General features: G+C 44.1%; 11 protein-coding genes. 10 read left to right on the plus strand and 1 reads right to left on the minus strand.

The window, feature by feature from the left end; translation table 11 throughout:
- Positions 1-308: 308 nt before the first annotated feature.
- Together GD002_RS00005 and GD002_RS00010 are read left to right on the plus strand one after the other, a co-directional pair.
- Positions 309-626: a PadR family transcriptional regulator gene (locus GD002_RS00005; RefSeq protein WP_153730275.1), complete on the plus strand. Its 318-nt coding sequence runs from the start codon at positions 309-311 to the stop codon at positions 624-626.
- On the plus strand, positions 626-1153 hold the full coding sequence (locus GD002_RS00010) for a DUF2812 domain-containing protein (RefSeq protein ID WP_228548232.1): 528 nt from the start codon (positions 626-628) through the stop codon (positions 1151-1153). Before GD002_RS00005 ends, GD002_RS00010 begins: the two co-directional genes overlap by 1 nt.
- Before the next feature lie 430 nt (positions 1154-1583).
- Here GD002_RS00010 and GD002_RS00015 read toward each other — a convergent pair whose 3' ends face one another.
- Positions 1584-2282 carry a hypothetical protein gene (locus tag GD002_RS00015; protein WP_153730277.1) on the minus strand — a complete coding sequence of 233 codons (699 nt, stop codon included), beginning with the start codon at positions 2280-2282 and terminating at the stop codon, positions 1584-1586.
- Between the two features lie 136 nt (positions 2283-2418).
- Between GD002_RS00015 and GD002_RS00020 the strand changes: the two genes are divergently transcribed.
- The 8 genes from GD002_RS00020 (at position 2419) to GD002_RS00055 (ending at position 13715) form a co-directional block, all read left to right on the plus strand.
- Positions 2419-2949 carry a sigma-70 family RNA polymerase sigma factor gene (locus GD002_RS00020; protein WP_153730278.1) on the plus strand — a complete coding sequence of 177 codons (531 nt, stop codon included), beginning with the start codon at positions 2419-2421 and terminating at the stop codon, positions 2947-2949.
- A complete protein-coding gene (locus tag GD002_RS00025; RefSeq protein ID WP_153730279.1) occupies positions 2942-3589 on the plus strand; it encodes a hypothetical protein in 648 nt (215 codons plus the stop codon). The genes GD002_RS00020 and GD002_RS00025 overlap by 8 nt, the downstream gene beginning before the upstream one ends.
- Positions 3590-3749: 160 nt before the next feature.
- Positions 3750-4319: a TetR/AcrR family transcriptional regulator gene (locus tag GD002_RS00030; protein WP_153730280.1), complete on the plus strand. Its 570-nt coding sequence runs from the start codon at positions 3750-3752 to the stop codon at positions 4317-4319.
- 75 nt (positions 4320-4394) lie between these two features.
- Entirely contained in the window at positions 4395-6599 is a 2205-nt protein-coding gene (locus GD002_RS00035) for a YhgE/Pip domain-containing protein (protein ID WP_228548233.1), read from the plus strand.
- A 615-nt stretch (positions 6600-7214) separates the two neighbouring features.
- The gene (locus GD002_RS00040) at positions 7215-8069 is read left to right on the plus strand and encodes a response regulator transcription factor (RefSeq protein ID WP_194841415.1); all 855 of its coding nucleotides are present in this window, start codon (positions 7215-7217) and stop codon (positions 8067-8069) included.
- Positions 8066-9112, plus strand: a complete 1047-nt coding sequence (locus GD002_RS00045) for a HEAT repeat domain-containing protein (protein WP_153730282.1) — start codon at positions 8066-8068, stop codon at positions 9110-9112. Before GD002_RS00040 ends, GD002_RS00045 begins: the two co-directional genes overlap by 4 nt.
- Positions 9109-10533, plus strand: coding sequence for a glycosyltransferase family 2 protein (locus GD002_RS00050; protein ID WP_153730283.1), 1425 nt, complete (start codon positions 9109-9111; stop codon positions 10531-10533). The genes GD002_RS00045 and GD002_RS00050 overlap by 4 nt, the downstream gene beginning before the upstream one ends.
- Complete coding sequence (locus tag GD002_RS00055; RefSeq protein ID WP_153730284.1) at positions 10530-13715, plus strand: hypothetical protein; 3186 nt, start codon at positions 10530-10532, stop codon at positions 13713-13715. The genes GD002_RS00050 and GD002_RS00055 overlap by 4 nt, the downstream gene beginning before the upstream one ends.
- The last annotated feature ends 250 nt before the right edge of the window (positions 13716-13965 follow it).

Below are 13965 nucleotides of genomic sequence, written 5' to 3' on the forward strand. Positions count from 1 at the left end.
TTTCTCTGATTTTAGTACCGAAATGACAAAAGGGTTGGAAATCGTTACGATTTCCAACCCTTTTGTCTACAGTCTGAGAAGGTCTTGGCAATACGCCAAGACCTTCTTTCGTTTGGTGTTTTATTGGTAACTCACTTTTCTAATGATGGTAGATCCAAGCAAAAGACTTCCTAAAAATTATCATTGACTCCTCCTAATGAAGAAGCTTTAATATCTTGAATGCAAAAAAATATAGTTGCACTTCTATATCACTTTATGATATAACTTAATTAGATATATCATAAAGTGATATAAAGGAGGGTAAGTTATTGAAATCATTTGAGTCGCTGACGGATTCTGTTTTTTATATTATGGCTTCGCTTACGGAGCCCCGGCATGGTTATGCTGTGATGAGTTTGGTGGAAGAGACAACAAAAGGGGCGTTTGTAATCGGTCCGGCATCATTATATACGATTATTAAAAAGTTACTGAAGGAGCAATTGATTGTACTACATGATGAGTCGGATTCGCGCCGGAAAGTGTATGTCTTAACCGATATAGGCCGGCAAACGCTGGAGACAGATATAGCACGCAGGAAAGTGATGATTGAGATGGCAGAAAAAGGACTGGAGAGGGGAAGCGTATGATGAGAAAAACGAAATATATGATGTCTGCAGGTTTAGCGTTTTCAGAAGCGGACGATATGAAAAAGTTACGCAGCAAAGCATTGCAAGGCTGGCATTTGAAAAAGTTTCGGTGTGCCGGCTACGAATTGGAGAAAGGTGAAAGTGAGGACGTAATCTATAGCATTGATTATCGCATGTTGGATGCTGATGAAAAAGATGAATACTTTGAGATGTTCGCCAGTGCAGGCTGGGAGCATGTGTGCACAGATTATAACATGCATATTTTTAAGGCAAGCAAAGGAACTATACCGATTTATAGTGATAGAGAGTCAGATCGGGATAAAATCAGACGATTAGCGATTCCGGTGAAGAAGGTGACCATCTATGCCGTAGGTCTCACCATCCTGTTAGGGTTACTAATGAAATTCACTTCAGGAACGATTCAAATCGTTAGCGTTTTCGCCTTTTATGTTGCATTGGTTTTTGCAGTTCCTTCTGTCATGACGTATATAGCCACACTTTATCACCGATTGAAAATGATGAAATGAAAAAACTATTTAAACTATGAAAAAACTCAGCAAATAGTTTAAAGTTAGACACATTAGATTTGATAGTTCCTACGCTGTGAAAAAGTAGTGTTAGCGGAGGAATGGCTATGAATCGATAGTAGCAAAAGCTTAGCTATACGATTCGCAGTAAGGTGAAAGTTAAAGTGTCGCGGATAAAACACCAAGAGAAAGGAGCTAACGAAAAGATCTTAGTTAGCTCTTCTTTTGAATGTAACGAGGTTTGTGAAATTTCAGGAATGCTTCGATAGTGACATAGCGTCGAACCTGTTGATTTCCGTTACTGGCGGACGTGTTTCTGGTGGCGTGCAGTGCGTGAGTCCCAAGGAGTCGCAACCTGCAACGAAAATTAACTATGTGCGTGCTACTCATCTTGTTCTTTTAATGCGCCAGTTTGCGAAGTATTCTCCATCTAGCGGGTGCTTTCATAAAAAGTATCGACATAAAACCTAAAACTGTCTCTAAAATCACTTCGAATAGTACCAATTAAATTGTTTACTGCCTTTCGTGAAACATATGTTTCATCTCTTAGATACCTAATACTATCTTCTAAACGTAAAAGATTTTGTATACTATTGAGCAAATAATTTCGCTGTTCCTTCGTATAATCTACCTCGGCAATGAGACTCAATAATGTATCTCTACTCTGTTTAATATCCAAAAGCATGTTATCCAATTTATTTTGATTAATTGATACGGGATCGGTGCCAATCAGCCAATCTTGTTTAAAGATAGGAAGGATATATTCGGTTCGGACAACAGTTAAGTCGATCTCTTCGTCATGATTTTCAAATGCCTGATCCAATTCCTTTTTATAAGTTTCATCAAACTCATTCAATAGCTCTTCATACGTTTTATCATTGTATAAAATTGTACCTGGCTTATAAGTATAACTTTTCTGGATGCTGAAGGGAGAGAAAGGGTAATACCACGTCATCACAGAAATAAAAAGGATAACAAGTACTCCTAAACGTAAAACTAAATAGTTGTTCTTACTCATAAATATTTCCTTTCTTTTTACACGCAAATAATCGAGAGGTTCTCTTGATTCCAAAAACCGATACATCTGCAAAGAAGCCGCTTTTCTAATGTTCTTAACAGAATATGGCATGACCTTCCAGCTTACTATGTAGAAAACTGCCAATGAAACTCTTACCATGATGTTGAGTAACTATAAACAACCTTGCAAAATAAATGGGTCAAAACAAGTACGGTAATCGTCTAATGAATGAAGGGGGGCGAGACACATGCAATATGATGAAGAGGGACTAGACAAAAAAGAATTGTTGGAATCGTTCATCCACGACTATGGAGATGAACTGAAGCGCATTGCCTATCTTTATCTGAACGATCTGTCGGAAAGCGAAGACATTGTCCAAGAAGTACTAATCAAAAGTTATCATCAGCTGGACAATTTCCGTCACGACTCTACTTATAAAACATGGCTTATCCGCATGACTATAAACCAATGCAAAGACTATACCAAACGTTGGAGCATCCGCAACATCTTCTATAGAAAAGAACTAGAAGAGGTACAGGATCAGAACCTAATAGAAAATATATACATAGAACAGGAATCATCCTACGAAATGAGTCAACAGCTAGCGAAACTGCCACCCAAATACAAAGAAGTCCTCATTCTCTATTACTACCAGGAACTGACGATGAAAGAAATCAGCGAAGTTTTGCAAATCAACCACAACACTGTGAAATCAAGACTGTTGCGAGGGAAGAAAGTCTTAAAAGATAAACTGGAAAGGAGCGATTGGAATGGATGAATTCGACCGTAGAATTTCTAAAGAAATGAAACGACGAGTGAAGGGGATTTCCATGACAGAACAAGAAAAGCAACAAGTATACAGAGAAATTAGCCGCCCTCCTGTTACCAACAAAAAGAGAAATATCGTTATATGGACCGTTGCTACTGCTGCGGCAGCACTGTTTTTATTATTGGCTTTGCCTTTGCTGCAAGAGTCAAAAACAGAAACGGGGCTAGGTTCGCCATTGCCAGAAGATTTTTATGAAGGTATGGAAGGGTTGCAACTTAGAGTTCTAAGTGAAAAAGAATTGGAAAACGGTGAAACTGAGTATATGATCGAAGTCAACAACGCCACAAATCGATTGATTCGCGAGGCTATGCTTTACATGAGTTTTGACATCAAACTCGAAAATGGAAGAGCGGGTAATCAATTCAAACAACCATGGAGACTTGGGCATGACTTGGAAGCGGGACAAAAAATTGAAGTACCAATGGTCGTGGATACTCGTCTATTTGACTCGAACCAAATAGATCGGAATTACATTACTCTCGAACTGATTGGCTATCTAGATGAATTGGAACCTCGAAAGATATTTCACGTAGGGCAAGGAAATAGCAACGTGGAAGGCGAAAGCGATCGACAATGGAAAAAGTTATAGCTGCTGTTTTGTTGTACGCCTGCAACACTTTAAATGATGAATCACTAAAAAATTCTTAACTAATTTTACAAACCACTTGCAACTTCCCACCATCCGGTGTAATATAATGACCTAGTGACTAAAAACGTTTTACGGTCAATTTATAAAGCGAGGTGAAGAAGTGGATCGCAGACAGGAAATCTTGCTAGCGGCAGAAAAGTCATTCTCTTTATTCGGCTATAAAGCTACGACTATGGACCAGGTTGCAAAAATCGCCAACGTTGGAAAAGGAACGATTTACACATTTTTCTCGAATAAAGAAGAATTGTTCCATGCAATTGTCCGTCAAATGATTGAAGAAATGAGACGGGTATCCGACGAATGTTCAATCGAAGGTGCTTCATTCGAAGTCAACGCCCACGCGCGACTCATGCAACTATTGAAATTTAGAGAAACACATCAATTGTACATCAAACTAATTGAAGAAGAAAAAGAACTTCGGACGCCGATGGTTAGTGAAGTGCTCGCATCGATTGAACAAGAAATTATTGAATTCGTCCGACAGAAGATTGAACGAGGAATTGCAAAAGGAGAACTAAAACCGTGCAACAGCGAATTAGTCGCCTACCTATTATTCAAATCTTATTTGGCACTTGTGATAGATTGGGGAAAGACGCATGATCATCAACTGACGGAAGAAGAGATTGTGCAATTATTGAGTGATACGATTTTTTCAAGTCTCTTAGTATGAGACTTTTCTTTTCGAATGAAATGACTGATTGAACATTTTAGTCAATTGGTTTTAAATGAAATTGGAGGAAAACTAATGAAGAAGACCATGACATTTGCGGAATGGAAACAATTATTGCGTACGCGCAAGATGATTGTGCCAATGATTGCCATTTTATTTATTCCTGTATTATATGCAGGTATGTTCCTGTGGGCATTTTGGGATCCATACGATCATATGGATCAGCTGCCAGTAGCGGTCGTCAACTTGGATGAAGGTGCCGAACTGGACGATGAACAACTTGCACTGGGAAAAGAACTAGCAGATAAGCTAGTAGAAAGTAAGCAGTTTGATTTTCAAAACGTTACGAAAGAACGTGCGGAAGAAGGACTGAAGGGACAGGATTATTACATCACGATTGAAATTCCCGAAAACTTCTCTGAACATGCGACAACATTACTCGACGATGATCCACAGAAATTAAATATTCTCTACAAGCCAAATGAAGGCTTTAACTTCCTATCTGCACAAATCGGTGAAACGGCGATGGATCGCATCAAAGCAGAAGTAAATGAACAAGTTGCCTCCACATACGCAGAGCAACTATTCGATTCCATCAATGAAATGGGCGAAGGATTCGGTGATGCTGCAGATGGTGCTGGGAAATTGCATGATGGTGCTACGAAATTAGCAGACGGCACGGATGACTTGAAAGGCTACTTGACGCAGCTTGCCTCAAGTAGTGTCGCGTTGTCTGATGGTTCAACTAAGTTAGCTCAAGGTGCAAACAAAGCCGCAAAAGGTGCGAACGATCTGTCAAAAGGTCTCGGTACATTATCGGCTGGTGCAAAAGATATGCAATCTGGCGCTGATCAAGCTGCTACAGGAGCCTCTAGCCTGGAAGCAGGAATTGGTGAATACACAGCAGGCGTCGACAAGCTCGCAACTAGCTATGCTCAAATCGGAGCAAAAGAAAAAGAATTTGTAGGCGGTATCGGCAATTTGGCTGATAAATCGGGTAGCTTGAAAAATGCTGCTGATCAGTTGGCGGCAGGTTCACAAAGTGTCCATTCAGGCATCAACCAGCTGTCCGAACAGTTAGGACCAATTCTTGCTCAATTACCGGAAGAACAGAAAGCAGGCTTGCAAGCAGCGCTGGGTGAATTGAAACAAGGAAGTGCTCAAGTTGCAGGCGGTTTAGGTGAATTGTCAACAGGAGCGAGCGCACTTCAGCAAGGAGCAACACAACTCAACGGTGCAGCTGGCCAATTACAAGGTGCACATGCAGAAGCACTGGCTGGATTGAAAAAACTGCAAGGTAATTCTGCTAAGTTAGTGGCAGGTTCCAATGCACTAGCTACTGGTAACAGCCAATTGGCGGCAGGTTCCAAACAATTGGTTGGTGGGGTACAAACTGCTGCGGCTGGATCGAAGGATTTGGCCAGTGGGTTGAATGAATTGACAACAGGCGCTGGTACCATGCAACAAGGAACGGGTACGCTCGTCTCTAAATCGAAAGACTTGGCGGCTGGATCTGAAAAGTTAGCATCAGGTGCCTCTGAATTAAACGAAGGAACTGCGACATTACAAGAAAAACTGGCCGAAGCAAATGAAACGGCTAGTGAAGTGAATCCGACAGACAAGACGTACGAAATGGCAGCTTCTCCAGTAGATGTTCAGCAGGAAAGCATTAATAAAGTGCCAAACTATGGAACAGGTTTCGCACCGTACTTCCTTTCATTGGGATTATTTGTCGGTGCATTGCTAGTATCCATCGTCTTCCCGATGATGGAACCTGCGACACCACCTACTGGCGCATTCCGTTGGTTCAGCAGTAAAGTGTCTGTACTAGCAGTCGTCGGATTAATTCAAGCGTTACTAGCGGTAGCTGTCATCAAGTATGGCCTCGGTATGGAAACGATCAACACTCCGTTGTTCATCTTAACCGCGATTATCACGAGTTACACATTCATCGCACTCGTCCAAGTGCTTGTCACTATTATGGGGGATCCGGGACGTTTCGTAGCAATTTTAATCTTGATCTTGCAATTAACAACAAGTGCTGGGACATTCCCATTGGAACTAATCCCAGAACCATTGAAAATCTTTAACACGTTATTGCCGATGACGTATTCTGTTCAGGCATTTAAAGCAACCATTTCCACTGGAGACATGGCACACCTGTGGGCGAGCAACGGTGTACTAATCAGCTTTATGGTCGTGTGCTTAGCCATTACATTTGGTTATTTTGCACTCGTCTTTAAGAAAAGATACTCAGGCAAAGTTGCAGTAGAAGCATAAAATTAAAGGTGCGAGATAGTTAGAAACGTCGTAGCAAACGATGCTTCTAACTATCTCGTTTTCAATTTCGTGTTGGTTTTCTCGTACAGAGCGAAAAACTGTCAGAACCGATCCAAACGTATCGCGCACCGATCTAATATAGTAACGCACCGAGCAAAAAACTCTTGCACCGCTCCAAAAAAATGTACAAACGAGCGAAACCATCTTCGAACCGATCCAATACTCGCTACAGGTGAATACATATAAGTGGCTATTCTAGCAACGGATAATCTACCTATAGAGAAAATACTGGAAATTAAGCACGCTTTTTTATGCTGAAAGTTTCGTATACTATTTTTAATGATAGTTTTAATATTAAGAGTATAGAAACACAGCTCGAGATTCACGTACATAAACTGAAGATGGCAGACGACCGGAAGTGTAGTCGTTGCGAAAGATAATGTTGATTGGCAAAAGAATATCCTACACAGCCGCAACTCTGACTAAGTAGCTGCATATAAAATAGGGTTGATCAGAAAATTTTGTGGTTGGTAGTATTTAGGTTATGAGGAATTGGGTAAAGCAATAGTAGGAAGCAAGTGAGTGTGACTTGTAGAATGAATGGGGGTCATCCGGATGTCTATAAGGAAAAATTCTGAAGTGATAGAAGGCGCGTTTTTTCGATATGTTTTCAATTTACTTAGGGCAAACGTTTTGCGCGATCGGAGAACGATGTCGCTTGTGCTGTTGCGAGAGGAAAGGGGCGACAGCAGGATTGCCAGGATGTTGAAAGAAAAATTGACAGAGATGTTGCGAGAGAAGGATGTTCTGTTTGAAACGGAGCATCCCGATGAGATTGGCCTACTGCTGCCGAATAGCGGAAAGGAAGAAGCAGTTGGTTTTCTACAACGTTTGCAAAAAGTCTGCCCGGGAATGGAATGTGGGCCATTCCAGGCAGCGATCCTCGAAGTGTATCACCCTGAACTGACATCGGAGAATGCACTTGCCATTTGTCGTAAGGCCATGGCAGAACCCCAGGGACAGGACGGTATCCATTTTGTCCATGTGGAGTCTGGGTTGGATCGCCCTGTGCTAGAAGTGAAGGTGAGCATCTTAGATGGGGACCGCTTGTTCAGAGAACTTTTGCAGATGGCTGTTGAGCGAATCGACTTGGCGGGTGTACGCTTGCAAGTTAGAACTTTTGCAGATGGCTTGGTCCTGTCGCAGTCAGATTGGACGGATTCTTGGCATCCTCATCTTGTCGTCATGAGTGATGTGCTGCCAAAAAGGAATGGGCTCGATGTCTTGCATGAGCTACGTAAGATGCCAAATCAAGAGAAATTCACAATCCTCATGATGACACGCCATAATTCGGAAGAAGATATGATTTATGCATATGAAAGCGGCACAGACGGCTATTTGCTGAAACCTTTTAACTTGAGGCTTTTTGAAGCGCAAGTTAAGCGGATGTTGGCGGGACTGTGGTCATGATCGGGCTCCCGATTGAGTGGATCGCTGCGTTAATCATAGTTCTCGTAGTAGCGCTTGCCGTCTTCACGTTATACATGGTAATTGAGAGGCATCGTGAGAATAAACGGACCCTGCTCGCTGCAACGTATTTAAATAACAACCGGATAGGGTGGTACGACTATTTGCGTACGGATGGCGTGCCGGAAGACCATCTAATTCCCCGAAATGATGCAGAAGTGAAAGCAGTTGAAGAATTGTTCCGAATGCTAGTCCACAATGTTAAAGAGGATGGTATGGAAGAACGGATCAGTGGTTTTGCCAATCGCTGGATGTCAGGGTTTTATCGTAAAAAGCTTAACGGGCGCAATTGGGGAGAACGCATGAACGCGCTGTACAGAATCTATGACTTCGGTATTGATTCTTTGACAGTTGACTGTCGAGATATGGCGAAAAAATCTATCAGTGAGGAGGAGTTTTTTCTTCTGTTACTGATTGACATGAAGTTCTATCCAGAGACATTTGTACGTGATAATCTCCTTGAATTGTGTGCACTTTCTGCGAATGACGCGAAGGAATTGTTGTTCAGGATGCAGGAGGCAACATTCGAAGAGACAGTATGCCACTTTGACGAACTCGAGCTGACCATCCAATATGCACTAGTAGATGTCATCGGTATGAAGCTTGACGCAACGTATGTGCCGTTTCTTGAAACGCAGTTCAATACTAAGGACAGTGAATTGCGTATCCGCGTGTTGCGCGCATACAATTCGCTTGGCATCGTTCCGGTTGTAACAGTCTATGAAGCGGCTGTCGAATCAGATGTCTGGCAGGAACGGCACCAGGCTGCCAAAATGCTGAAATGGCTACCTCAACAATCTGCTGTCCGGTATGCTGCACATTTTGAGAAGGACGACATGTTTCTAGTCAGAGAAGAGGCGAAGCTATTCAGCACTGCGTCAAGCATAGAAGACCAGGTGAGTCCGTTGGTGGCTGCTGCCGCTGAAGATGAAGGTTGGCTGCTGGATACGCAGTCACCGGACGGAAAAGGAGGAGACCAGATATGACATCCATTCACATTGCAATGCAAGTTTTTGGTGTGATCATATTCCTCTATATGGCAGCGGTCATTTTGTCCTACAGCATCATGTTCGTCCTTGCATTTCGGACATTGAGGCGGGAACGCAGTCTCGATCGTAGGGAGTTGGATGCTCGGTTCGTCGATGCGTTCTATTCGAAACCGGTAACGATCCTCGTGCCAGCCTATAATGAAGAAACTGGAGTAATTGCGACTGTTCACTCGCTGTTAAACCTCGATTATCCACAGACGGAGCTACTCGTCATCGACGACGGTTCAAAAGACGGGACGGCAGCTGTTGTCATTGAGCAGTTTGACATGGTAAGGGCTAGAAAATCAGTGGACCCGCAGCTTGCTACAAAGCCTGTGAAAGAAGTCTATCGTTCAAGAATCCATCCCAATCTTTGGCTGATTCGCAAAGAGAATGGTGGCAAAGGAGATGCCCTAAATGTGGGCATTAACTTTGCACGGTATTCTTATTTCTGTACGATCGACGGTGATTCGATTCTCGATGAAAGTTCGCTACTACGAGTCATGAAACCGATCATTATGTCGGATGGCAAAGTGATCGCTGCAGGTGGCAACGTGCGTATCGTCAACGGAATGGATGTCGAATACGGAGCGGTGTCGTCTACTAAATTGTCAGGCAAACCATTTGTTGTTATGCAGATTGTCGAGTATTTACGCGCTTTTCTGATGGGAAGGATTGCGCTCAGCAAATACAATCTCGTGCTAATCATATCTGGAGCTTTCAGTGTGTTTTCGAAGAAACCTGTGATTCGAGCTGGTGGCTACAATACGACAACGATCGGTGAGGATATGGAGATGGTTGTCAAACTGCAACGTATGCTGAAGGAAGATAAACTGGGTGGGCGCATTGAGTTTGTTCCAGATCCGGTCTGCTGGACGGAAGCCCCGCAGACGATATCGGTGCTTCGAAAACAGCGGCGACGTTGGCATCAAGGTCTGCTGGAGAGTCTTTGGGCGCACCGCAAAATGACATTTAATCCGAAGTATGGAGCGGTCGGGATGATTTCAGTGCCATATTTTTGGCTCATTGAATGTCTCGGTCCGGTTATCGAACTGGCTGGTTATGTGTATGTCATCACTGCGTTTTTCATGGGCGGCATCTACTATGAATATGCGGTTGCACTCGTGCTTCTACTCGTGTTGTATGGAACCGTCTTTTCTATGGGAGCTGTGCTTCTTGAATCCTGGAGTCTCGGCACATTTCCCAAAATTCATAACGTCTTCAGGATGATGTTGCTGACCTTAACGGAAGTTGTCTGGTATCGTCCGCTGACGCTCATCTGGCGTGTGGAAGGGCTTGTTCGTTCCATATTCCGCATCTCTTCATGGGGGGACATGGAGCGAGTCGGTGCGACGGGAACGAAAGGAGCAGGAAAATGAAGAAGGTATACATGATTGCTGCCGCCTTTTTGCTAGTGTTGCTGCTACCGCTTGTTTTCTGGACAGCAGAAAAAGAACAGAAGTTGTCCGTTGCAATTATTGATAAAACGGTTGCCAACGACTCGTTTCGGGAGCACCTCGGCATTATGTGGGTGCTTAATCATCTGAAAGTGAAGACACAGGACGGCAAAGCGTTCCACTCGTCTTCGGACTATTATGGTACTATTCCTCCGAAAGATGGAGAAAATGAGCCGACCATTCGTCAGCTTCCGAAAAACTATGACGGGATCGACGTAATCTACATTGCTGACACATACGGTGTATTTGAAGATGATCTCGTCGAGGGAAAGGGTGGTAGAAATGGGGCTCGCTCTGCAGAAGTGTTAGGCGGACTAGATGCAGAAGAGTGGGAAGCGATTGAGAAGCGCACAGCGAACAAAAAGCCTTCCTTGCTAATCGCTGAATATAATACGTTCGCCTCGCCAACGAAACCGGAAGTCCGCAAGCAAGTGACGAAACATCTCGGAATCGAATGGCAAGGATGGACTGCGCGTTACTTTGATAATCTAGATTATCACAATAACCCTGAAATTCCGCAGTGGGTCATAGACGAGCATAAGGATGAATGGACATATTCAGGAGGTGGGTTCCTGCTCGTCAACGATCTCGATGGCTCATATCTTGTGTTGGAAGATAAGAAGCATGTGAAAGAAACGGGCATCCAGATGACGTTGACAGAAGAAGGAGAAAAGCGTCTCGGCACAGCAGGATCCCACCGCTATTCCTATTGGTTTGATATTGTGACACCGCGACCTGGGGCAGAAGTGCTTGCTACGTATGACTGGTCGTTGACAAACAAAGGACGGCAGCTGCTTGCTGAACAGGGAATTCCGGCTGAATTTGCTGCGGTCGTCCGAAAAACAGCTGATGCGTCTGAAAGCATCTACTTTGCAGGGGACTATAACGATGTCCCATCCGTCCCAAAATTTTATCAGCTAAAAGGGCTATCACAGCTATACAAGTTGTTGTATGCCTTTTCGGACGAATCATTCTTCTGGTCTTCGTATGCGCCGATGATGAAAGGCGCACTTGACGGCTTTGGCAAGGCAGAGGAGAAGACACCTGTTGCAGCTAGTAAAGGAGACATTGACCTACAGGCGAGGATCATCGGCAAACAGATGGAAGTGTTTGAAAACGGAAAATGGAAAGCGATCACTGTGAAAGGTGTCAATATCGGTATGGCCAAACCGGGTGTCTTCCCCGGAGAAGCAGGCATTGAAGAAGCTGAATATTATCGTTGGTTTGAAGCAATTGGAGATATGAACGCCAACACAATAAGGGTATACACACTACACCCACCGGCATTTTACCGTGCGCTTAAGTCCTACAATGAATCTCACGACCAGCCAATTCACGTCATGCACGGTGTATGGATCAACGAAGAAAAACTCGTAGAATCACTCGACGCTTTTGACAAAGGGAACTTGCAGGACTTCCGAGAAGAAATGACCCGCCTGGTCGATGTTGTCCACGGCAATGCGGATGTGGAAGAGCGCCCTGGGCATGCATCCGGTGTTTACGATGCGAACATTTCCAAATGGGTCAGCGCCTGGATGATCGGTGTCGAATGGTACCCGTTCATGGTGGAAGGTACGAACATAACGCATGCCGGTATCGGAGAGTATGATGGTACCTACTTCAGTACGAAAGAAGCTGAGCCGTTCGAGTACTGGCTCGCTGAACAGATGGATTACCTCGTCACCCATGAAGTGGAGAAATATCATGCTATCCGACCGATGAGTTTCACCAACTGGGTGACGACCGATCTGCTTGACCATCCGGCTGATTCATCGGAATCTGAAGACCTAGTGTCGGTTGACCCCAACAAGATTTACGTTAAAGGCGAAATGGAAAAAGCCGGGCAATTTGCTTCGTATCACGTGTACCCATATTACCCGGACTTCTTAAACTATGAAAAGAAATACCGCGAATTCATCGACTTTCGCGGTGAGAAAAACAACTATGCCGCCTACTTGAAAGGCTTACACGCGGCACACCGGCTACCGGTGTTGATCGCTGAATTCGGTATTCCGGCATCGCGAGGTAAAACGCATGAGAACCCGTTCGGCTGGAATCAGGGATTCATGTCCGAGCGGCAGCAAGGTGACGTATTGACGCATCTTTACGAAGATATCCTGCACGAAGGGATGATGGGCGGTCTCGTGTTCACCTGGCAGGATGAGTGGTTTAAGCGAACGTGGAATACAATGGATTACGACGATCCGAACCGTCGACCGTTTTGGTCAAATGCACAGACGAACGAGCAGCAGTTTGGCTTATTGAGCTTCGACCGACTGAAAGTGAAAGTTGACGGTGAGACGGAGGAGTGGGAAGGCGATCCGCTATATGAGAAGGACAGCGGATCGCTAAAGAAGCTGTTTGTCGATCACGATGAACGCTATTTGTACATCCGGCTCGATATAGCTGAACCGGCAGTCGGTGCCTATCCCGTCATCACGCTTGATACTGTACCGGGACAGGGGAATACAACGATTGATGGGATGAAAAATGCGGAGTTTAGCAACGGACTAGAATTTGTTGCGAAGCTGAACGGCAGCAATGCACGGCTACTCATTGATCCGTATTACGATTTTTACCATTACTTGTATGGTAAGAAACTACAGCTCATCAACGACGTTGACCGCAAAAACGACTCGGGGCAGTTTATCCCGATCGAGTACGCATTGAACAAACCGTATCTGATCCCGAACGAAAATAGGACGATTCCGTATTCTGCCTATGAGACAGGCAAGTTGAAAGAGGGCAACGGCAATCCAGAGTCTAATGACTATGATTCTTTGGCTGATTACAAGATCCGCGATGGCCAACTCGAACTTCGCATCCCGTGGCTGCTTATCCAGTCGAAAGACCCGAGCCAAAAGGAGTTCATTGGCAACTTAGCAAAAGATGGTGAACAGGCAAGTGTGAAAGTGGAAGATATCGGCATCGGTGCTTTGTTCGTCGACAATGACGGCGAAGTTCTTGATACTTTCCCGCAGCAGTCCGGCAGCAAGATCAGCGCACTGAAGCGGTACACATGGGATAACTGGGACCAGCCGCTTTACGAAGAGCGTCTGAAGCAGTCGTATTACATCATGCAGAAGACGTTTGCGGAGGAGTGACAGTTGGAATAAGTATTAGGATGTAGACACTACTCTTGATGTATAGTATCTCAAGAAATATGATCCTGCGGAGGGTAATCTCTGCAGGGTCTTTTTCTGTCTTAATAATTCTTCTTAAAATAACTGTGACAAGTACCGGAACCCCCCGTATTTCTATTATAGATCTCCTATAATTTATCCTCCAAAATCTGTAACTAAATCAAAAAAATTCAGTCTACTCCAATAACAACAATTTGGAGAGGATGAGTCG

The organism is Sporosarcina obsidiansis (assembly GCF_009651005.1).
Taxonomy (GTDB): domain Bacteria; phylum Bacillota; class Bacilli; order Bacillales_A; family Planococcaceae; genus Sporosarcina; species Sporosarcina obsidiansis.